Origin of the sequence: Collinsella aerofaciens, assembly GCF_039758965.1 — a bacterium.
Taxonomy (GTDB): Bacteria; Actinomycetota; Coriobacteriia; order Coriobacteriales; family Coriobacteriaceae; genus Collinsella; species Collinsella aerofaciens_BR.
Genome location: NZ_JBDMSL010000016.1, coordinates 1 through 21118 on the forward strand (window position 1 = coordinate 1; position 21118 = coordinate 21118).

Annotated in this window: 16 protein-coding genes and 2 tRNA genes; 5 read left to right on the top strand and 13 right to left on the bottom strand. The window is 60.6% G+C overall.

Annotation, left to right across the window (positions count from 1 at the left end; translation table 11 throughout):
• Positions 1–124 precede the first annotated feature (124 nt).
• From carB to rpsF, 12 genes are all read right to left on the bottom strand, one after another.
• On the bottom strand, positions 125–3496 hold the full coding sequence (gene carB / locus ABHU32_RS06340; RefSeq protein WP_346979414.1) for a carbamoyl-phosphate synthase large subunit: 3372 nt from the start codon (positions 3494–3496) through the stop codon (positions 125–127).
• Between the two features lies 1 nt (position 3497).
• Complete coding sequence (carA, locus tag ABHU32_RS06345; RefSeq protein ID WP_346979415.1) at positions 3498–4937, bottom strand: glutamine-hydrolyzing carbamoyl-phosphate synthase small subunit; 1440 nt, start codon at positions 4935–4937, stop codon at positions 3498–3500.
• A gap of 207 nt (positions 4938–5144) precedes the next feature.
• Positions 5145–6110: a hypothetical protein gene (locus ABHU32_RS06350; protein ID WP_346979416.1), complete on the bottom strand. Its 966-nt coding sequence runs from the start codon at positions 6108–6110 to the stop codon at positions 5145–5147.
• 19 nt (positions 6111–6129) lie between these two features.
• Entirely contained in the window at positions 6130–7902 is a 1773-nt protein-coding gene (locus ABHU32_RS06355) for an ABC transporter ATP-binding protein (RefSeq protein ID WP_346979417.1), read from the bottom strand.
• Positions 7903–8149: 247 nt separating this feature from the next.
• The gene (locus tag ABHU32_RS06360) at positions 8150–8845 is read right to left on the bottom strand and encodes an NUDIX domain-containing protein (protein WP_227790603.1); all 696 of its coding nucleotides are present in this window, start codon (positions 8843–8845) and stop codon (positions 8150–8152) included.
• A 21-nt stretch (positions 8846–8866) separates the two neighbouring features.
• A complete protein-coding gene (gene purD, locus ABHU32_RS06365; RefSeq protein ID WP_346979418.1) occupies positions 8867–10171 on the bottom strand; it encodes a phosphoribosylamine--glycine ligase in 1305 nt (434 codons plus the stop codon).
• A gap of 118 nt (positions 10172–10289) precedes the next feature.
• Positions 10290–11576, bottom strand: a complete 1287-nt coding sequence (locus tag ABHU32_RS06370; RefSeq protein ID WP_346979419.1) for an adenylosuccinate synthase — start codon at positions 11574–11576, stop codon at positions 10290–10292.
• A 93-nt stretch (positions 11577–11669) separates the two neighbouring features.
• Positions 11670–13067 (bottom strand): replicative DNA helicase, encoded by a 1398-nt coding sequence (dnaB, locus tag ABHU32_RS06375; protein WP_006235827.1) that lies wholly within the window; start codon positions 13065–13067, stop codon positions 11670–11672.
• Between the two features lie 218 nt (positions 13068–13285).
• Positions 13286–13825, bottom strand: coding sequence for a 50S ribosomal protein L9 (rplI, locus tag ABHU32_RS06380; protein ID WP_022094073.1), 540 nt, complete (start codon positions 13823–13825; stop codon positions 13286–13288).
• A 15-nt stretch (positions 13826–13840) separates the two neighbouring features.
• A complete protein-coding gene (gene rpsR / locus ABHU32_RS06385) occupies positions 13841–14107 on the bottom strand; it encodes a 30S ribosomal protein S18 (protein ID WP_006235829.1) in 267 nt (88 codons plus the stop codon).
• 72 nt (positions 14108–14179) lie between these two features.
• Entirely contained in the window at positions 14180–14632 is a 453-nt protein-coding gene (locus ABHU32_RS06390) for a single-stranded DNA-binding protein (protein WP_006235830.1), read from the bottom strand.
• 49 nt (positions 14633–14681) lie between these two features.
• A complete protein-coding gene (gene rpsF, locus ABHU32_RS06395; protein WP_006235831.1) occupies positions 14682–14975 on the bottom strand; it encodes a 30S ribosomal protein S6 in 294 nt (97 codons plus the stop codon).
• A gap of 495 nt (positions 14976–15470) precedes the next feature.
• Here rpsF and ABHU32_RS06400 point away from each other — a divergent pair.
• The 5 genes from ABHU32_RS06400 to ABHU32_RS06420 all read left to right on the top strand — a co-directional run bounded on the left by ABHU32_RS06400 (position 15471) and on the right by ABHU32_RS06420 (position 19096).
• Positions 15471–15561, top strand: a tRNA-Ser gene (locus ABHU32_RS06400).
• Positions 15562–15609: 48 nt separating this feature from the next.
• A tRNA-Ser gene (locus tag ABHU32_RS06405) sits at positions 15610–15700 on the top strand.
• A gap of 241 nt (positions 15701–15941) precedes the next feature.
• Positions 15942–16949: a hypothetical protein gene (locus ABHU32_RS06410; protein ID WP_346979420.1), complete on the top strand. Its 1008-nt coding sequence runs from the start codon at positions 15942–15944 to the stop codon at positions 16947–16949.
• A gap of 204 nt (positions 16950–17153) precedes the next feature.
• Positions 17154–17843, top strand: a complete 690-nt coding sequence (locus ABHU32_RS06415; protein ID WP_271740347.1) for a trimeric intracellular cation channel family protein — start codon at positions 17154–17156, stop codon at positions 17841–17843.
• A 107-nt stretch (positions 17844–17950) separates the two neighbouring features.
• Positions 17951–19096, top strand: coding sequence for a DUF8173 domain-containing protein (locus tag ABHU32_RS06420; RefSeq protein WP_346979421.1), 1146 nt, complete (start codon positions 17951–17953; stop codon positions 19094–19096).
• A 130-nt stretch (positions 19097–19226) separates the two neighbouring features.
• Here the strand turns inward: ABHU32_RS06420 and typA are convergent, their stop codons facing one another.
• Positions 19227–21065: a translational GTPase TypA gene (typA, locus tag ABHU32_RS06425; protein WP_217749877.1), complete on the bottom strand. Its 1839-nt coding sequence runs from the start codon at positions 21063–21065 to the stop codon at positions 19227–19229.
• Positions 21066–21118: the final 53 nt, after the last annotated feature.

Consider the following 21118-nt stretch of genomic DNA (forward strand, 5'->3'; position numbering starts at 1 on the left):
AGATGAAAACACCGGGCCGCCGCAGAGCACCTTCGACCTACCGGGGATTGCTGTGACGTACGTTGGCTGAAATAAAAATGTGGGCTCTGTCGTTCATTCGAACGACAGAGCCCACGCTCATTTTTTATTCAGTCCTAGTCATCGTGCAAAGTCCCTTCGGCAGCACGCGGTGCAACCGAGTCACCGTAGGCCGGGGCGGGAGGTCCTGCAGGGCGATGACGTCCATGCCCATGTCGTTGGCGCTGCCGTGACCCTGCTGGTCCTCGCGCACGGCCTCGATGGCACTCACGTACGTGTTGGCGGCAGACATCGCGGTCACGCAGGTCACGCCGCGGCGCACGGCCTCGGTGCGCAGCAGATAACCGTCGCCACGCGAGCCCGGGCCGTATGGCGTATTAATGATCACCGCAATCTTGCCATCGGCGATGAGGTCGCCGATGTTGGGACGCTCGCCGTCGTGCGGGCCGCTGATCTTCTCCACAACCTCGCAGGTCACGTTGCCGCCGCGCAGCACGCGCGCCGTACCCTCGGTGGAGCAGATGTCAAAGCCCAGGTAACGCAGGATACGCGCGACCGAAAGGATATGACGCTTGTCGCGGTCGCACACGCTAATGAACACCTTGCCGGCGCTCGGGTCGGGCAGCTTGTAGTCAATCGCCAGCTGCGTCTTGGCATATGCCTCGGGATAGCTCTTGGCGATACCCATGACCTCGCCCGTAGACTTCATCTCGGGCCCCAGGATAACGTCGGCGCCCGGGAAACGGCCCCAGGGCATAACGGCTTCCTTCATGCAGAACCAGTCCAGCTGACGCTCGTCGCTCGGCAGGCCCAGGCTCGCGATGGAATCGCCTGCCATGATACGCGCCGCGCACTTGGCCAGCGGCACGCCGGTGGCCTTGGAGATAAACGGCACGGTACGGCTGGCACGCGGGTTGGCCTCGATCACATAGACGGTCTCGCCCTTAATGGCGTACTGCACGTTGACCAGGCCGCGTACGCCCAGCGCCATCGCGATGCGGCGCGTAGTCTCGCGAAGCTTTGCCTGCAGGCTCTCGCTAAAGCTGAACGGCGGAATGCAGGTCGCAGAGTCGCCGGAGTGAATACCGGCCTCCTCGATATGCTCCAGAATGCCGCCGATGTAGACCTCTTCGCCATCGCACAGGGCGTCGACATCGGACTCGATCGCGCCCTCCAAGAAGCGGTCCAGATACACCGGGTAGTCGGGGCTAATGCGCGCAGCCTCGGCCATGTAATCGCGCAGATGCTCGGCATCGTAGGCGATCATCATGCCGCGGCCGCCCAGCACGTAGCTCGGACGCACCAGCAGCGGGTAGCCAATATGCGCGGCCACGGCCTCGGCCTCCTCAAACGAGGTTGCCTGGCCCGCCGGCGGATACATAATGCCCAGCTTGTCGAGCAGGGCGGCAAAGCGCTCGCGGTCCTCGGCAAAGTCGATGGCATCGGGCTTGGTGCCCATGATGTTCACGCCGCTCTCCTCGAGCATGCGCGCCAGCTTAAGCGGAGTCTGGCCGCCGAGCGTCACCACGACGCCGTCGGGTCGCTCAACATCGATGACATCCATGACGTCCTCGTAGGTGAGCGGCTCAAAGTACAGACGGTCGGACGTGTCGTAGTCGGTCGAAACGGTCTCGGGATTGCAGTTGACCATGATGGTCTCGAAGCCGCGGGCCGCCAGCGCATAGCTCGCGTGCACGCAGCAGTAATCGAACTCGATACCCTGGCCAATGCGGTTGGGGCCGGCGCCCAGGATCATCGCCTTGGGCTTGTCCGCCGGCGTGGTCTCGTCGGGAGCCACGCACTTCTTGGCATCCGGGCTCGTGCGGTAGATGTTCTCGTACGTCTTGTAGTGGTACTCCGTGGCGCTCGAGAACTCCGCAGCGCAGGTATCGACCGTCTTCATGCTGGGAACCACGCCCAGACCCTTGCGATAGGCGCGCACAAAGCGCTCGTCCGAGCCGGTCAGCGCAGCGATCTCGGCATCGCTCGTGCCGTACTGCTTGAGCAGGCGCATCGCGTCGGCGTCGATATCCTCCACACGCAGGTCGCGGATGCTCTCCTGGACCTGCACCATATCGTTGATACGGTTGAGGTACCACGGATCGATACCGCAGATGGCATGGATGCGAGCGATGTCCCAGCCACGGCGCAGGGCCTCGACCACAAAGAAGATGCGGTGCTCGGTCGGCGTTGCCACGGCTTGAGCGAGCTCATCGTCGCTCAGTTTGTCGGCACCTTCCTTGCCACCGGCGCAAATGCCCTGGTGGCCATCCTCCAGCGAGCGCATAGCCTTGCCAAAGGCCTCCTCAAAGGTGCGACCGATCGCCATGATCTCGCCCACGGCCTTCATGCGCGTGGTGAGTGTGGGGTCGGTACCCTTGAACTTCTCGAAGGCAAAGCGCGGCACCTTGACCACACAGTAGTCGATTGTGGGCTCAAAGCAGGCGGGCGTAGCCTTGGTGATGTCGTTGACGATCTCGTCGAGCGTGTAGCCCACAGCCAGGCGCGCGGCGGCCTTGGCGATGGGGAAACCCGTGGCCTTGGAAGCGAGGGCGGACGAGCGGCTCACGCGCGGGTTCATCTCGATGACGATCAGGCGGCCGGTGTTGGGGTTCACGGCAAACTGCACGTTGGAGCCACCGGTCTCGACGCCGATCTTCTCCAGAATGGCGAGCGAGGCCACGCGCATGCGCTGATACTCAAGGTCGGAGAGCGTCTGCGCCGGCGCCACGGTGATGGAGTCGCCGGTATGCACGCCCATGGGGTCGAGGTTCTCGATGGAGCACACGATGATGCCGTTGCCGGCGTGATCACGCATGACCTCCATCTCATACTCTTTCCAGCCCTCGATGGACTCCTCGACCAGCACCTCGTGGGCAGGCGAGAGCTCCAAGCCCTGGCTCACGATGGAGACGAGCTCCTCGTGGGTGTGAGCGATGCCGCCGCCGGCGCCGCCGAGGGTAAAGCTCGGGCGCAGTACGCAGGGATAACCCACGCGCTCGGCGATGGCCTCGGCGTCGGCCACGCTGTAGGCATAGCCCGAGCGCGCGACCTCCAGGCCAATCTCGGCCATGGCCTCGTTAAAGAGCTTGCGGTCCTCGCCGCGCTCGATAGCGGCCAGGTCGCAGCCGATCATTTCGACGCCGTACTTGTCGAGCGTACCGTCCTTTGCCAGCTCGACGGCGGCGTTCAGACCGGTCTGGCCGCCCAGCGTGGGCAGCAGCGCGTCCGGGCGCTCTTTCTTGATTACGCGCTCGATAAATTCGGCGGTGATGGGCTCGACATAGGTGCGGTCGGCAAGACCCGGGTCGGTCATGATGGTCGCCGGGTTGGAGTTGACCAGGATGACCTCAAAGCCATCCTCCTTGAGCACCTTGCAGGCCTGGGCGCCGGAGTAGTCAAACTCGCAGGCCTGGCCGATAACGATGGGGCCCGAGCCGATGACGAGGATGCGCTTGATGTCAGTACGTTTAGGCATGTTAGTTCTCCTCGGTCTCAGTCGCGGCGGTCTCGGCAAAGTTCCAGCCAGCCAGGCGGTCCTTCGCGGTGTCGATGTCCAGGTAGTTCTCCTCGCCGTCCATGAGTCGCGTAAAGGCGGTAAAGAGATAGTGGGCATCGGTGGGGCCAGGCGAGGCCTCGGGGTGATACTGGACCGAGAAGCACGGGGCGTCGAGCAGCTGGATGCCCTCGGCGGTGCCGTCGTTGAGGTTCACATGTGTTAGGCGAATGCGGCCAAAGCGCTCGTTCATCACGACCGGCGCGATTCCGCGGCGCACCCAGACGCGCAGATCTCCATCGGCCGCATGCTCGGTCTCGCCGCCGGAAAGCTCGGGGACAAGCTTGCCCAAGCTGGGGAACAGCAGGCCAAAGCCATGGTTTTGCGCGGTGATCTCCACACGGCGGCTTACCAGGTTCATAACCGGCTGGTTGCCACCGCGGTGACCGAACTTAAGCTTTTCCATCTGGGCGCCGCAGGCCAGGCTGATCATCTGGTGACCAAGACAAATACCAAAGACCGGCACCTTGCCGATCAGCTGCTGCACCTGCTCGTAGGTCTCCACCACGGCGTCGGGGTCGCCGGGGCCATTGGACAAAAAGACGCCGTCGGGATTCATGTCGAGCACCTCACTCGCGGGCGTGTCCCACGGCACGACGGTAAGGTCGCAGCCGGCGCGGACCAGCCCCTCCAGAATGCCGCGCTTCACACCGCAGTCGTAGGCGACCACTTTGTGACGGGCAGGAGCGGCAGCCGAAAGCGCAAAGTCATGCGTGGCAGGCAGGTCGGCAGCCACAAACTCATGAGGCGCGGGGCAACTTACGGTCTTGACCAGGTTCTCGCCTACCAGCGTGGGCGCTGCGGCCAGACGCTCGACAAGCTCGTCGACGTCGAAGATCTCGGTCGAGATAATGCCCATCTTGGAACCATTGTCGCGCAGATGGCGCACCAGAGCGCGGGTGTCGACGCCCTCGATAGCGACGATGCCGTGGGCGCGCAGATACTCCGGCACGCTGACGGCCGAGCGCCAGTTAGAAGGCGTGGTGCACATGTCGCGAACGATCATGCTGCGCATAGCCGGAGCGCTCGCAGGGCGCACGGCGTCGCCGGGGAAGGCCGACTGGACGTCGGTCTCGTCGATACCGTAGTTGCCGATCTGCGGATAGGTCATGGTTACGATTTGGCCGGCATAACTCGGGTCGGTCATGACCTCAAAGTAGCCCTCGAGTGAGGTGTTGAAGCAGACTTCGCCGGTCGCGGTGCCCTCGGCGCCGCATGCACGTCCATAAAAAATGGTCCCATCCTCAAGATACAGGATGCAGGGACCGCAGGTGCCCTTGCTGGTTTTGGCCAGCATACGCTGGCAAAGCTCGCTGGGCGCGAAGGTGCGGGCGGCAGCGCCCGCGGTATGGTTGTTCGCCATAATTCTCCTTCCCGGTCTCACAGGACCGGCTTAAAGGTGTGTAGTTAGGCCTCGCGGTATTGTAACCGCAAGCATGCCTCATGGCGTTAATTTCATCGAAATGTTTACGAAATGATAATTATGACTTTCTATGCATAATGATTTCTCTGGGACGGGGATTAAAAAATCATCCCGCGGGGCTTATGGCTCACGCGGGATGATGGCGTCTTACTTTTTCTTGTCCTGTTCCAGCAGTTCGGACGGTGTGCGATCGGGCTTGCCGCCGCGGAAAATCTCGCGGCCATGCAGACGATGCTCCAGGTCACGCTCGGCCTTTTCCTCGTCAATCTTGGTCTGGCTCACCACCGGATCCTCAATCAACGACGACACCGAGTTCACCTGCTTCTGAATGCGCTCGGCGATGGTGTCATCCATACTCACGATGCGCATCTTCCAGTCGATACTCGTGGCGTTGGATGAGCTCTTGGTCCACACGAACGTCAAAATGGCGCTCTGGTGGCCCCGCGCGGGGAACATGCCAAAGAAGGAATCGTGCTGAATGTTGCTATCCTCGTCGATATAGGCGTGAACGTTATACACCACGCGGTCGATCTTATCGTTGAGCAACGCGTTGGTCGCAAGCGCCGCGGCCTGAATCTGCCCGTTGGACAGCAGCTCGAGCTCGTTGGCAGACGATGTGTCCAACACCGTCACCTCGACCGTGCCCGTGCGTTCATCGGCTTCATCGACGGTAAAGTCGAGCGGGAACTGCGTAAAGCCGTTGCCCCATTCAAGTCCACCCTTGAGCGCGGTCGAAACGGTATCGACCGAAACGCTCTCGGACAGGTTGGCGGTATTCAGACGGCGCATCACGCCGTAGCCGATCTGCATGCCCACGATCAGCACCAAAATACCGAAGACCACGGCCATCGCGGTCTTCGTAATGGTATGGCTCACCTGCGAGCCCGAAGGATCGTCCTCGGACAGCGGGTCGATATGTTTTGCCTGGCTCGCGCGGTCCTCGCTGCGCAGCTGCGCTAGCGCCGCTCTGTCACCGCGCTTGGCCGCGGCCTCCTTCTCACGCATGCGCTCAGTTCGCTTTTTGGCAAGCGTCGGATCCAAGACGCCGGATGCATCGATTTCGGAGAATAACTCCGTCACTTCTTCCGGAGTCAAAGGGTTCTTGTCAGCCATAAACTTCCTGTCATATCAATCAGTCGAGCTCGTGCGCACGCGCACCTTCGAACTGCATTCGATAGTAACGGGCATAGGTGCCGCCACGGGCGAGAAGCTCCTCGTGCGTGCCACGCTCCACAACGCGACCATGCTCAACGGTCGCAATCTCATCGGCATGCTTAATGGTAGAAAGGCGGTGGGCGATGATAATCGTGGTGCGGCCGCGTGCCAGCTCTTCGAGCGACGCCTGCACCGCCTCCTCGCTCTCGTTATCCAAAGCACTCGTCGCCTCGTCCAAAATCAGGATCTTGGGGTTCTTGAGAAACACGCGCGCGATGGCAACGCGCTGCTTCTGTCCGCCCGAAAGACGGCTGCCGCGCTCGCCCACCACGGTGTCGTAGCCCTGCGGAAGCGACTCGATAAAGGCATCGATGTTGGCGCGACGGGCCGCCTCGGCGATCTCTTCTGCCGTAGCGCCCGGCTTGCCGTAGGCGATGTTCTCGCCAATCGTGCCGTCAAACAGATAGACATCCTGCTGCACCAGGCCGATGGCGCGGCGCAGGCTCTGCTGCGTCACATCGCGCACGTCCTGACCGTCGATGCTAATGGATCCGGTAGCCACGTCATAAAAGCGCGGCAGCAGCGAACAGGTCGTGGACTTGCCGCCGCCCGAAGGGCCAACCAAAGCGATGGTCTGCCCGGGCTTGATGGACAGGTCCATATGGTCGATAACGGGACGCTCGTCGGCATAGCCCTCGCCCAGCTCAACATCCTCGTAGTTAAAGCACACGTCGTGATACTCCACGGCGCCGGCAGTCACCTGCAGATCCGTAGCGCCCGGCTTGTCCTGGATATCCGGCGCCGTCGAGAGCACCTCGTCCATACGTTTAAAGCCGGCGATAGCCTTCTGATACGTTTCGGCCGAATTGACGAGTGTCTCGAGCGGCGTGCAGAACAGCGAAATATAGAGTGCAAAGGTCGCCATATCGACCGCCTGCAGCTGTCCCTGGGCGACCAGCCAGCCGCCCAGCAGCACCACGATCACATAGAGCACACCAGAGAGCAGGCCATACGTCGCGGTATAGACGCCCATGGCGTGATACATGTTCTCCTTGGACAAAAGGTAGTGATTGTTGGAGGCGCGGAACTTGGCACGCTCGGTCTCCTCGTTGGCAAAGCTCTTGACCACGCGCATGCCCGCCAGAGAATCCTGCAGCTGCGCATTGATGCCGCTGATCTTTTTGCGGTTGTCGCTAAAGACCTCGCGCATACGCATGTTTTGCCAAAACATGATGACCGCAAACGCCGCCGTCACCACGGCCATGGCAAGCGCCAGCACCGGGGCGATGGTAAAGAGGATCACAAACGAGCCGATAATCTCGATGCCGCAGATGATGATCCACTCGGGTACGTGATGCGCCGCCTCGCAGATATCGAACAGGTCGTTGACCACGCGGCTCATCATGTCGCCCGAACTGTTGCGGTCGAAGTACGCAAAGCTAAAGCGCTCGTACTGGTCAAACAGGTCCTCGCGCATCTTGGACTCCATGCGCGCACCCATCACGTGGCCCCAGTAGCTCACAAAGTAGCGGCAGGCGCAGCGAACGGCATACATCAGCACCAGCCCCACCGCGATCATACCGAGCGCCTGCATAATGGCAGCCTGGCCCTGGGTAAACAGCCCACCGGTCAAATTGCGCAGAATAATAGGAAACGCAAGGTCAATGGCAGCAAGCACCAGAGCGCAAACAGTATCAGCAACAAAAAGCCCCATCTGGGGCTCGTAATACGAAAGAAACCTCTTAAACATGCAGTCCTCGAAGAGAAATAAATAGCGTGATAAATCCGGTTAAGCCGGTCGGGCTGAAAACAAAGCGTCCCAACAAACATAACGCCGATGTTCTAGCAACGTCAGCGAAAACGTCCCTAAGCGAGCAAGGTGCCTTGAAAGAGGAGCGACGCGTACTTCGGTACGCGAGCGACGATTGAAAGGCAGATTGCCGCTTAGGGGCGTTTGCAGCGTCGACTCGTTACGCGGTTTGGTAAAACCGCGTAACCTAGAGCTCCGTGCCCCCAAGGCGGTGAGCGATGCTGTCGCAGGCCAAGGCGCCTACGACGGTCTTGGCGTCTTCGATCTTGCCGTCGAGCACGGCGTCAATCAGCTCGTGCAGCGGCACCAGGTCCACGTTGACAAACTCGTCATCATCGGGGTTGGGCGCATCAAACTCGAGCTTGGTAGCCAAGTAGATGTGGATGATCTCATCGCAAAAACCACAGGACGTGACAATCGACGTCAAAAAGCGAATGCGACCAGCCCTAAAGCCCGTCTCCTCATGCAGCTCGCGCTTGGCGCAATCGAGCGGGTCCTCACCTGGATCGAGCTTGCCGGCGGGAATCTCGACCGTCACGCGGTCGATGGCGGTGCGGTACTGACGCACCAGTACGATCTTGCCGCTCTCGGTCAGTGCCACAACAGCCGCCGCACCCGGATGGCGAACGATATCGCGGGCGCTGCGGCGACCGTTGGGCAGCTCAACCTCAAGACGGTGGACGTCGAGGATCTTGCCCTTCCAGGCGCACTCCTCCGAAAGAATCTTCTCGTGCAGCTCGGCATCGTGCGGGTCGTCGTCGCCCAGCACCAGCGCCGGCTCGTCAGCGACCTCGCCACCAGGCTCGCCCTCGGCGTGCCCATACATGCGGCTGTCCTCTTCGACGATCTGCGCGTCCACGAGCTCTTCGTTCTTCTCGTCCATCCGTCTCATTCCTCTCGGATTTTAGGCATCCCAGGCGTCGCGGCCGCGCAGCGCGCGCAGGCCGATATCGTGACGCAGGGTCTTGCCCTCAAAATCAATCTTCTCGCAGGCCTCGTAGGCAAGGTTGCGAGCGTTCTCGAACGTGTCGCCCAGAGCGGTCACGGCAAGCACGCGGCCACCATTGGTCACGAGCTGGCCGTCCACCACGGCAGTGCCCGCGTGGTACACGGTCACGTTCTCCATGGCCTCGGCATCGGCGATACCGGTAATGACCTTGCCTTTCTCGTAGCTGCCGGGATAACCCGCACTCGTCAGGACAACGGCCACGGCCCACTCGTCACGCCAGTCGAGTTCAATCTGGTCGAGCTCGCAGTTGGCACAAGCCAGCATGACCTCGACCAGGTCGTTCTTAAGGCGCGGCAGCACGACCTGCGTCTCGGGATCACCAAAGCGGGCGTTGAACTCCAGTACCTTGGGGCCGGCGGGGGTGAGCATAAAGCCGCCATACAGGCAGCCGCGGTAGTCGATGCCCTCGGCAGCGAGCTCGGCCACGGTCTGCTCCATGACCTTCACCATCGTGGCGTGCTCCTCATCGGTCACGATGGGCACTGGGCTGTAGACGCCCATGCCGCCGGTGTTGGGGCCCTTATCGCCCTCGAGCGCGCGCTTGTGGTCCTGCGAGGTAGCCATGGGGCGCACGGTCTTGCCGTCGGTAAAGGCCAGCAGCGAGCACTCGGGACCAACGAGCATCTCCTCGATAACCACGGTGCTGCCGGCATCGCCAAAGGTGCCGCCAAAGCACTCACGCACAGCCTCCTCGGCCTGCACAAGCTCGGTTGCCACGATAACGCCCTTGCCCGCGGCAAGGCCGTCGGCCTTGACGACCAGCGGAGCGCCCTGCTCACGCACATAGGCAAGAGCCGAAGCCTCGTCGGTAAACGAGCCATAGGCCGCCGTCGGAATACCGGCGCGCTCCATGAGCTGCTTGGAGAACAGCTTAGAGCCCTCCATCTGGGCACCCTCGGCACCCGGGCCAAAGCAGGGAATACCCGCCGCGCGCACGGCGTCGGCCACGCCCGCCACAAGCGGAGCCTCGGGGCCAATTACCACGAGTCCGCATCCGTGGCTCTGCGCAAACGCCGCCACGGCCGCAGGATCGCAGTCGTCGAGAACAACGTTCTCGCCGCAGCTCGCGGTGCCGCCGTTACCCGGCGCAATGTAGAGCTTGCCGGCGCGCGGTGATGCTGCGAGCTTAGCTGCCAAAGCATGCTCACGGCCGCCGCTGCCCAACAACAGGATGTCGATGGTTTGAGTGTCCGCCTTCAAGGGTGCCTCCTCTATGGATGAACGGCCCGCTCCGCGCGAGCCCTTTGCAAGCAAATATACCCCTCGGCCGCCCGTCCGGGCTGCAAAGGGGTATATCGCAATAACCAAATAGTCCCGATTACTTCCAGAATCGGTTGATGATCTGCTCGCGACCGGCGCCAACGCCAATGAACGTCACGCGGGTGTGTGCCAGATCCTCGATAAACGCCACGTAATCCTGAGCCTCCTGCGGCAGCTCGTCAAAGCTGCGGCAACCGGTGATATCGCACTTCCAGCCAGGGAGCTCCTCGTAGATGGGCTTGGCATGCTCAAAGCGCACCTGGTGTTCGGGCACGCTCGTGTAACGCTCGCCATCGACGTCGTAGGCCACGCACACCTTGATGGTGTCGAAGGCCGAAAGCACGTCGAGCTTGGTCACGGCGATGTCGGTGAGGCCGTTGACGCGCGAGGCATAGTTGGCGATAGGGCCGTCAAACCAGCCGCAGCGACGACGGCGACCGGTGGTCACGCCGTACTCATAGCCCTCCTCGGTCAGCGTGTGACCGGCCTCGGACTCATAGGAAAGCTCGGTGGGCATGGGGCCCGAACCGACGCGGGTGATATAGGCCTTCATGACGCCCAGCACGCGGTCGACGTTCTTCATGCCGACGCCGGAACCGGTAATGGCGCCGCCGGCGGTGCAGTTGGAAGACGTCACGTACGGATAGGTGCCGTGGTCGATGTCGAGCAGCGTCGCCTGGGCGCCCTCAAACAGCAGGTCCTTGCCCTCGTCGATCATGTTGTTGAGCAGCAGACTCGTCTCGGTGATGTAGGGACGCAGGCGCTCGGCCATCGGCAGGTACTCGTCGCAAATCTGGCCCACGGTGTAGGTGGGCAGGTTGTAGATGAGCTCGAGCTCGGGGTTCACGCGGGCGAGAGCGGTCTCCAGCTTGTCGCGGAACAGCGCCTCGTCCAGCATGTCCTGCATGCGCAGGCCGATGCGAGCCATCTTGTCCTGATAACACGGACCGATGCCGCGCTTGGTGGTACCGATGTTCTTCTTGCCGAGCTTCTGCTCAAAGGCGCCATCCAAATCGATGTGGTACGGCATGATGACATGCGCGTTGCCGCTAATCTTGAGGTTCTTGGTGGTGATGCCGTCGGCCTCGAACATGTCGATCTCCTCAAGGACAACCTTGGGGTTGACGACGCAGCCGTTACCGATCACCGACACGTGGTCGGAATACATGATGCCGGAGGGCACCTGGTGCAGGCCGTACTTCTTGCCGTTGACGACGATGGTGTGACCGGCGTTGTTGCCGCCCGAGTAGCGCACGACGGCATCGAAGTCGCCGGCGACCAGGTCGCAAATCTTACCCTTGCCCTCATCGCCCCACTGGGCACCGACCAAAACGGTTGACGGCATGTTTACTCCTTACATTCATGGACTGTCTACGCGCCACGCCGGCACGCAGAAGCACAAAACATTCCCAGTATACCCGTGCAACGGGCGCCTGTCCTACTCCTCGGCATGTGCCCCATCAAGCTCATAGAACTTGGTGGATGCCGGCAGGAACATCAGATCGACGTCGCCGATCGGGCCCGAACGGTTCTTGGCCACGACGATACGCGTAACGCCCTCGTCGGGTCGATCGTCGCGCGAGGCTTCGGCCTCGTCGGCGGAGCGGTCCAAGAACATAACGATATCGGCGTCCTGCTCGATGGAGCCCGATTCACGAAGGTCGGAAAGCTGCGGGCGCTTGCCGGTACGGGATTCGACCTGACGCGAGAGCTGCGACAGCGCGATGAGCGGGATCTTGAGCTCCTTGGCCATGATCTTCAAACCACGCGACATCTCCGAGACCTCGACGGTACGGCTCTCGGAGCGGCGTCCCGGCGGAGGACTCACCAGCTGCAGGTAGTCCAGGATGATGATTGCCTTCTCCTTGTTGTGGAGCATGCGGCGGCTCTTGGCGCGAATCTCGGTCACTGTGGTGCCGGGCGTATCGTCAATCAGAATATCGAGCTTGGACAAGGTCTGCGTGGCCTCGTTGATATTGGCCCACTGCTCGGGGCTAATGCGGCCCATGCGGAAGTCACTGATCGAGATCATGGCGTAGGCGCAAATCAGACGCTGGGCAATTTCCTTGCCCGACATCTCCAGCGAGAAGAAGCCAACGGTATAACCAGCAGCGGCAGCGTTAAGTGCCAGGTTCAGAGCGAACGACGTCTTACCTACAGCAGGACGGGCACCGATGATGATGAGCTGGCCTTCACGAAAACCCATGAGCATGCGGTCGAGCGACGGGAAGCCCGTGGGCACGCCCGCAGCCTGGCCACCGGCCTGGCACACTTCCTCGGCCTCGTTATAGGCCTCGACCATAAACTCGGTCAGCGTCTTGTAGCTCGACTTGACCTCGCGTGCCGTGACCTTGAGCAGCTTGCTCTCGGCCAGCTCGACAACCTCTTTGGTGTCGGTGGGGGCGTTATATGCCAGCGCGTTGATCTCGTTGGTGGCGCCGATCAGCTCACGCAGCATCGAATCGCGGCGAACGATGGCGGCATGGTGCTGCCAGTTGACGAGCGACAGGGTCTGACCCATCAACTCCAAAATATACGCTTCGCCGCCCACGGCATCGAGCTTGTTGATGCTTCGCAGATAATCGATCAGCGAGATGGAGTCGATGGGAATGCGGCTGTTGTACATATCGACCATCGCGGTATAGATGGTCTTATGAATGGGCCGGTAGAAGTCATCGGGCTGCAGCTCGACCTGGGCCTCTTCGACCACCTCGGGCGATAGCAGCATAGCGGCCAGTACATTGGCCTCTGCATCTTGGTTTTGGGGAAGACCCAACTTTGAGCCGCGGTCCTCAACCGTCAGCCCGGTCTCCCTATCGTCATATGCCATGAGCATCCTCATTCATATCGCTTGCGAGCATCCATAGTATCAGCCACGGTCCCAAAACGCGCCGCGCACGGCCAATCATCACCGAACCAAACGGATGAACGGTCCTGTATATAGGACTTCGACGCAACGTTCACCATGACACTCACTCAGCGCAAAAAACAAAAGGGCGCCCTGGTTTCCCAGAGCGCCCTTCTTAGAACAAGATTGTTGCGTTGCAGCAAATGCTACTCGGCAGCAGCCTCAGTCTCGACCTCGGCGGTCTCGGCCTCGGCGACCTCAGCGGCCTCCTCGACCTCAGCCTCGGCAGCGAGCTCCTCGGCGGTAACGCCGACGAGAACGACAACCTCGGCCTTGATCTCGCGATACAGCGAGATGGCAACGGTGTGGGCACCGGCAACCTTGATGGGCTTACCGAGCTCGACGCGCTTGCGGTCGATGTCCATACCGAGCTGAGCCTTGATGGCGTCAGCGATCATAGCGGCGGTAACGGAGCCAAAGAGGATGCCCTCGTCGCCGACCTTGACGTCAACGGTGACCGTCTTGCCCTCGAAGGCAGCCTTGGTCTCGTTGGCGGTAGCCAGACGGACGGCCTCGCGCTTGGCGATGTTGTTGCGACGCTCGTCAAGCTGCTTGAGGTTGCCCTTGGTGGCGGCAACAGCGAGCTTCTTGGGGAACAGGAAGTTCTCAGCGTAACCCTGAGCGACCTCTACGACGTCACCCTCGCCGCCCTTGCCCTTGATCTCATCGAGAAGAATAACCTTCATGATGCGTCTCCCTTCTTAGCCGCGGTCGCGGTTGCCACGAGAGGAAACCACGGGGACGGTGTACGGCAGGAGAGCCATCTCGCGGGCGCGCTTGATGGCGTTGGCGATGTCATGCTGATGCTGCGTGCAAGCGCCAGTGACGCGACGGGGCTTGATCTTGCCACGGTCGGTCATGTACTTACGGAGAAGCTGAGTGTCCTTATAGTCAATGAACTCAGTGTTCTCCTTGCAGAACTGGCAGTACTTACGACGCGGCTGACGTGCAGAAAAATCATTAGCCATGTCAAAATACCTTTCATTTGGCAACTTCGGCGAACCGAAGCCGCCTCTCACTCAAAAATAGGTGAACAACCCTTAGAACGGGATGTCCTCATCGTAGACGTCGACCGCGGGCGGCGTAGCCACCGGTGCGGCAGGACGTGCTGCGGGCGCGGGAGCTGCGGGGGCGTAACCGCCCTGATCGTAGCCACCCTGGCCACCACGGGAGCTCATAAACTCGATCTCATCGACGATGACCTCAAGCTTGCTCCGGCGCTGGCCGTCGCGCTCCCAAGAGCTGTAGCGCAGCTTGCCCTCGATCGCGACCTTGTTTCCCTTTGCCAGGAAACGGCTCACGGCCTCGGCGCGGGTGCCGAACATGGTGCAGTCGACAAAGTTGGGATAGTCCTCCCACTCGCCAGTCTGCGCGTTGCGGCGACGATCGTTCACGGCGACGCCAAAGGACAGAACCTGGGTTCCGCCGGCGGTGGCGCGCAGCTCGGGATCGCGGGTGAGGTTACCGGTGATGTTCACTCGATTGATGCTCATAACTCACTACTCTCCTCTTGGGGCACAAGCCCAGTCCAAAACGACAGTCTTACTCCTGGTCGTCGCGACGGACGATCATGTGGCGGACCACAGCGTCGGTGATGCGCAGGACGCGATCAAGCTCGGCGATCTGGGTAGGATCTGCGTGGAAGTTGATGAGGGTGTAGTCACCATCGGTGAGGTCGTTGATCTCGTAGGCGAGCTTGCGCTTGCCCCACTCGTCAACGGAGTCGACCTTGCCAGCGCCCTCAGCGATCGTGGTATCGATACGCTTCATAACAGCGAGACGAGTCTCGGGGTCGAGCGACGGGTCAACAAAGAACAGCAGTTCATAAGCCTTCATATTGTCACCTCCTCTGGGCAAATGTGGCTTCAGGTCGTGAAGGTGCGCCTGAAGCAGGAAAAGACTTGGTAATAATATCTTTCAACCTCCCAGGCTGCAAGAATATGCAGCTACAACCTCATGACCTCCACATATGCCCATACTCGCACGACGTTTCATGCGCATTCCAACCAAATGCCGACCAAAAGCTTGACGGATCTGTGGACAAGATACGGTGCCGTGGGGACAAGCTGAGCCAAGCCACAGGTCAACGGGCACAAGGCTGTGGTCGCAAAATGCATACCAGTGGTCCAATTGATCGCCAAAAAGATTTTAAATTCGTTTGCTCGTGGTCTATAAAGTCCTTTTTTGAGCAATTCGCTTAGCATGATTTTGCTGGTCAGACTGCATGTGTCGCGCGTTTTAGGCACAGCGCGAGACGCTGTTGATCAAAAAATGCCAACTTTTCTGTTTGCACTTTGCGATTCCTCGTGTATACTGACTTTCGCATTTAACGGAGAGTTGTCCGAGTGGCCGAAGGAGCACGATTGGAAATCGTGTAGGCGTCAAAAGCGTCTCCAGGGTTCAAATCCCTGACTCTCCGCCAGTTAATTCCAAAGCAGGCCTTCGAGCCTGCTTTGTTTTTACCCCACGCGGAGGGGTGGCAGAGTGGTTGAATGCGGCGGTCTCGAAAACCGTTTGGCCTGTATAAGGTCACGAGGGTTCGAATCCCTCCTCCTCCGCCATTAGATGGTATAAGCCCCAGCAATGGGGCTTTTTTTGTTATCGGATCCCCCTTGACCGCACGTCCCGACCAAACATGTACACCACCCTCCAAAGATGTCAAAAAATGTCGTTTTTGGAGTGTGATGTACATGTTTGCGTATGACGCGCACCAAGCATGAGTCGATTTGTTCGCATCCGGTATATTTCCCCACCTCAACGGACATAAGAGTTTGGTTTCAGCTCGAAGCGAGAGGTCCCCAAATGGATACTCCTGTTCTCATTTCGCATAAAACGGCGTGGCTCGTCCATCATGCACCGCGAAACCTGGTTCAAGCCGTCGCACAACGCGACTACCAGATAGGCGTGCGGGGCCTCTCTACCCAGCAACGCATCGCGCGCATTCGGCAGGCACTTACCGACTGCGGCATTCCGTCCACCATGCTCAAGACTATCGACATCTCCGTAGTATTTGCTTTCGAGCGAATTCGCACCAACGGTGTCACTTGCCACGTTCTCGGCCAAAACCTACCCTACGACCATATTGACGAGCTTACGCCCGGCATCTTTATCACCGACGAAGCCTTCACCGTCGTGCTCGCTGCCGAGTGGATGGATAGGATCGAATACCTCGAGTATGGTTACGAAGTTTGCGGCGACTATCGCATGGGGCTCAATCCCTCTGACCCTTACACTGAGCAACCAACCACCACCTCCAAGGACGAAATTGTCGAGCTACTCGATCGGCACCCTGGCAAACCCGGCGCCACACGCGCCAGACTCGCGCTCAGACACATCTACGACCACTCAGCCTCGCCCATGGAGACCGCATCTTCCATCGCCCTCTCGCTCCCAACAAGCGAAGGCGGCGTTGGTATCCGAGGTATCGAACTCAACAAACCGCTCGAAATCCCTCAGCGTCTCTGGCATTGCGCAAAAGCCCGAACGCTCAAAATCGACGCTCTTGTTACTTATCAGCGCAGAGAACTCGGCATCGAATATAAGGGCGGCTTTCACGATGAGACCGAGCGCAAGGGAGCGGACGCGGAGCGAGTGGCCGTGCTCGCCCAAATGGGATATCGAATCGTTGCGCTCACCTCGGCACAGTTCGCAAGTCAACTTGCCTTTCATCGCGCCATTAACAGCATTCGCGAAGCACTCGGTATGCCCCGCTGCACGGACGCCGAGTACCAGCGAAAGCAGAACGAACTGCGCAAGGCACTTATCCGCAACTGGAAGAGCGCGCAGGGCGAAGACGCGCCTTCCGAGTAGCGTCATCCCAGCACGCCCCAACCAAAACATGTACATCACCCTCCAAAACCGACATTTTTTGACATCTTTGGAGGCTGATGTACACGTTTGATGCCTACGCCCGCATCCAGTCCCGACCGTTTGCCGAGCAATAGGATCGCAATCGGCGCCGAACATGTACTATGTACGGGCATTGTCTAAACCCGCAACCCAAAGGACCCCATCTTGCCCGTCGTCGCCGCTATGACCGTTACCCCACATGCCTCTGATGCCATGGTCGCTATCCCCTTTTGGCTCGAGATGTTCGCCGTTGTCGCTGCATCGATCTCGGGTGTGCTGGTTGCGCGCGAGCACAAACTCGACCTGGTGGGCGCCGTCGCGCTCGCCGTGGTCTGTGGACTGGGCGGCGGTCTTTTGCGCGATATGACGCTGCAGGTGGGCAACGTCTACATCCTCAACCAACCGATGGCGCTCCCGCTCTCCATCGCCACCGCGGCCATCATCTACATCTTCCCGGCAATCGTCGACAAGCCCGAAAAACTCATTCCCCTGCTCGACATCATCTCGGTCGGCATCTATGCCGCAACCGGCGCGGACAAGGCACTGGTCTACGGCTTTGCGCCGGCGGTGTGCATCATGATGGGCTTTTTCACCGCGGTGGGCGGCGGCATGTTGCGCGACGGCTTTATGGGCGTGGTTCCGGGCATTTTCCAACGTACTAACTTTTATGCCATCGCCGCCATCGCCGGATCGACAAGCTATGTGTGTCTCGTTATGAGCGGCATCATGAGCAATGTCGCCGCGCTGGTCGTATGCGTTGTCGTGACCATGGGTCTGCGCTGGCTCTCGCTGCGCTTTGACATCAAAAGCCCCACCGAAGAAGACATCGCACGCTTCTTGCACCGTAAAAAGTAGACAGCACGGCACGACCCTTCGAAATGCAACCGAGAGGTTCTTTTAGAGCGCCCACGCGTTGGGTACCCTGTTAGGTATATGCCGAACACCTAACAAAAGGATCAACCATGGCTCTCAATCAAACCGCGGCGGCGCCGTCACACAAAATGCGTCGCTGCCTGCTTATGGCATTCGCGCTCATCGCACTGGCGATTACTGCACTTCCCACGGCGTCGTTCGCCGGCACGGACACCGCAGGAAACGTACTTACGACCGACGATGATGCCAATCCGTCCGGCATCGAAGGTGACCTGTACTGGGCAGGTCAGGCCCTCAACTTGGACGATGCGTCCATCGGCCGCGACATAATTGCAGCAGGCGAGAGCCTCTCCATCCGCGACTGCACGGTGGACGGCGCCGTCCGCTTGGCGGCGCGCACCATCGACATTGCCAAGACTACGGTTGATGGCAGCGTCACGGTCGTCGGTCAGCACGTCGTACTCAATTCCGACAGCACCGCCAACTGCTTCTACGCGATAGGCGAGACGGTTGCCCTGCGCGGCTCTACCAAGTCGGCAGCGCTTGCGGGCGACACGGTGACCATCGATGGCACCGTCGAGGGCGATGTCGAGGTTTGGGCCGACAAGCTCATCTTGGGCAAGAACGCCCACATCACCGGCACCGTGAACGCTCACGTCTCCGAGGACCCCGAGCGCGCCGCGGAAGCCGAGGTCGGCGCGCTCAAGATCGACCGCACCGAGAACGAGGGTACTTCCACCGTTAACGATGTCATCGGCGGTATCGTCGCCGCGGCACTCTCGACCTGCTTTGTCGCTCTGCTGCTCGAGCTCGTCTTTCCGCGCGCGACCGCCAGCGCCGCCGGCATGCTCCACCAGCGCCCCATGCCCCTGTGGGTGAGCGGTCTTCTGAGCACGATTGCTATCGTCCCCGCCGTCCTACTGCTGATTATCTCTATCGCTGGTCTGTCGCTTGCCGGAGCCCTCTTGTGCGGCGTTATCGGCATCGCGTTGGTGTCGAGTGCCTTTGCGGGGTGTGCGATCGCCCGCATGGTCGGACACAGCCAGAACCGTTTCGCCATGGCGGCCGTAGGCGGCATCGCCGCGGGCGCGCTTACGGCAATCCCCCTCGTAGGCGACTTCATCAGCGGCGTGGCCTTCGTCTTTACACTCGGCTACATCATCCAAATCATCTGGCGCAACGCCCACCTCAAACCGCAGCAGCCGGCTAACACGCCAGGACTCCCCACTGCTTAGCCGTCGATCCCCCACAAAGGGGACAGGCACCTTTGCGGGGGTGCAGACCAACTCAATCCCTGTGCACCAAAAAGGGCGCCGACCATTGCGGTCGACGCCCTTTCTTATTGGCGGTTATAAGCCCCAGCGCTTATTTGTTGACCTGGCCGGCGCGGACGGCAGCCTTCTTGCGGTCGGTGGCGTTGAGCAGACGCTTGCGCAGGCGGATGTTCTTGGGAGTGATCTCGACCAGCTCGTCGTCGGCGATATACTCCAGCGCCTCCTCCAGCGAGAAGGTGCGAGGCGGCACCAGCTGGACGGAGATATCGGAGGTCGAGGAACGCTGGTTGCCCAGGTTCTTGGTACGGGCGATGTTGACGACCATGTCGCCAGCCTTGCTGCGCTCGCCCACGATCATACCCTCATAGCACTCGGTGCCCGGCTCAACGAACAGCTGGCCGCGCTCCTGCAGCGTGCCCAGAGCGTAGGCGACGGCCTTCTCGGTGGTCATAGAAATCATGGCGCCGTTCTGACGGTTGCCGATCTCGCCGGCATAGGGACCATACTCCAGGAAGGTGTGGTAGAACACGCCCTCGCCGTGGGTGACGTTCATGATGCGGTTCTTAAGACCCATGATGCCGCGCGTCGGGATTTTGAACTCGAGGTGCGTCACGATGCCCGAGGTGTCCATGCTCGTCATGATGCCGCCGGAGGTACCGAAGACCTCAACGACCTTGCCCGAGTACTCGTCCGGGCACTCGACGACGGCCTGCTCGACAGGCTCCATCTTGTTGCCGTTCTCGTCCTTCTTAAACAGAACGCGGGGACGGCCGACCTGGAACTCAAAGCCCTCGCGGCGCATGGACTCCATCAGGACGGACAGGTGCAGGATGCCGCGGCCAGAGACCTCGACGCCGCTCTTGTCCTCGAGCTCCTCGATCTTCATGGTCACGTTGTTCTCGGCCTCGTTGAACAGGCGCTCCTTGAGCTGACGGGCACCCACGATGTCGCCGTCACGGCCGACGAGCGGAGAGGTCGAAGCCTCAAAGACGATGGACAGGGTCGGCGGGTCGATCTCGATGGGCTCGAGTTCAACGGGGTTCTCGGGGTCGGTGTAGACATCGCCGATATCGGTGCGATCGATGCCCACGACGGCGGCGATGTCACCGGCGCCGACTTCCTGGCACTCGGTGCGGCCCAGGTAGTCGAAGGTAAAGAGCTGCTTGACGGTAGCGGTGGCGCTGGAACCGTCATTCTTGACAACCTGGATCTGGTCGCCCTGGTGGATGGTGCCGGAGTACACGCGACCGATGCCGATACGGCCAACGAAGTTGGAGTGGTCGATGGTCACGCACTGCATGGCCAGCGGGGCGTTCTCGTCAACCTCGGGCGCGGGCATGTCGTCGATGATCATATCGAGCAGCGGATACATGTCCATGTTGCCGTCGTTGGGGTCAAGACGGGCAAAGCCGTTCATGGCGCTGGCGTAGACCACGTGCTCCATGGCGAACTCAAGCTGGTCGTCGGTGGCGCCCAGGTCGGCCATAAGGTCGAGGCAGTCGTTGTAGGCCTTCTCGGGGTTAGCGCCCGGACGGTCGATCTTGTTGATGACGATCATAATCTTAAGGCCGGTGTCGATAGCGTGACGCAGTACGAAGCGGGTCTGGGGCATGGGGCCTTCAAAAGCGTCGACCAGCAGCAGGGCGCCGTCGGCCATACGCAGCACGCGCTCGACCTCGCCGCCAAAGTCGGCGTGGCCCGGAGTGTCGATGACGTTGATCTTGACGTCCTTGTACTCGATAGAGATGTTCTTGGCGAGAATCGTAATGCCGCGCTCGCGCTCCTGGTCGTTGGAATCCAGGACGCGGTCCTCGACCTGCTGGTTGGCACGGAAGGCGTCCGTGGCACGCAGGAGCTTGTCGACCATCGTCGTCTTGCCGTGGTCGACGTGAGCGATGATGGCGATGTTCCTCAGATTGTCTACGCGCATGTAGTTCCCCTATCTTCTATCCATATACAAACGGCACGCGTATGCGGCCCGCC

Bases quoted from the DNA above. Each gene is read 5' to 3' on its own strand.
- ABHU32_RS06420 (WP_346979421.1), top strand. From the start codon at position 17,951: ATGGCTCTCAATCAAACCGCGGCGGCGCCGTCACACAAAATGCGTCGC.
- ABHU32_RS06360 (WP_227790603.1), bottom strand. From the start codon at position 8,845: ATGGACGAGAAGAACGAAGAGCTCGTGGACGCGCAGATCGTCGAAGAG.
- typA (WP_217749877.1), bottom strand. From the start codon at position 21,065: ATGCGCGTAGACAATCTGAGGAACATCGCCATCATCGCTCACGTCGAC.
- rpsF (WP_006235831.1), bottom strand. From the start codon at position 14,975: ATGAAGGCTTATGAACTGCTGTTCTTTGTTGACCCGTCGCTCGACCCC.
- carA (WP_346979415.1), bottom strand. From the start codon at position 4,937: ATGGCGAACAACCATACCGCGGGCGCTGCCGCCCGCACCTTCGCGCCC.
- ABHU32_RS06350 (WP_346979416.1), bottom strand. From the start codon at position 6,110: ATGGCTGACAAGAACCCTTTGACTCCGGAAGAAGTGACGGAGTTATTC.
- ABHU32_RS06410 (WP_346979420.1), top strand. From the start codon at position 15,942: ATGGATACTCCTGTTCTCATTTCGCATAAAACGGCGTGGCTCGTCCAT.
- ABHU32_RS06370 (WP_346979419.1), bottom strand. From the start codon at position 11,576: ATGCCGTCAACCGTTTTGGTCGGTGCCCAGTGGGGCGATGAGGGCAAG.
- dnaB (WP_006235827.1), bottom strand. From the start codon at position 13,067: ATGCTCATGGCATATGACGATAGGGAGACCGGGCTGACGGTTGAGGAC.
- rplI (WP_022094073.1), bottom strand. From the start codon at position 13,825: ATGAAGGTTATTCTTCTCGATGAGATCAAGGGCAAGGGCGGCGAGGGT.
- carB (WP_346979414.1), bottom strand. From the start codon at position 3,496: ATGCCTAAACGTACTGACATCAAGCGCATCCTCGTCATCGGCTCGGGC.
- ABHU32_RS06390 (WP_006235830.1), bottom strand. From the start codon at position 14,632: ATGAGCATCAATCGAGTGAACATCACCGGTAACCTCACCCGCGATCCC.
- rpsR (WP_006235829.1), bottom strand. From the start codon at position 14,107: ATGGCTAATGATTTTTCTGCACGTCAGCCGCGTCGTAAGTACTGCCAG.
- ABHU32_RS06355 (WP_346979417.1), bottom strand. From the start codon at position 7,902: ATGTTTAAGAGGTTTCTTTCGTATTACGAGCCCCAGATGGGGCTTTTT.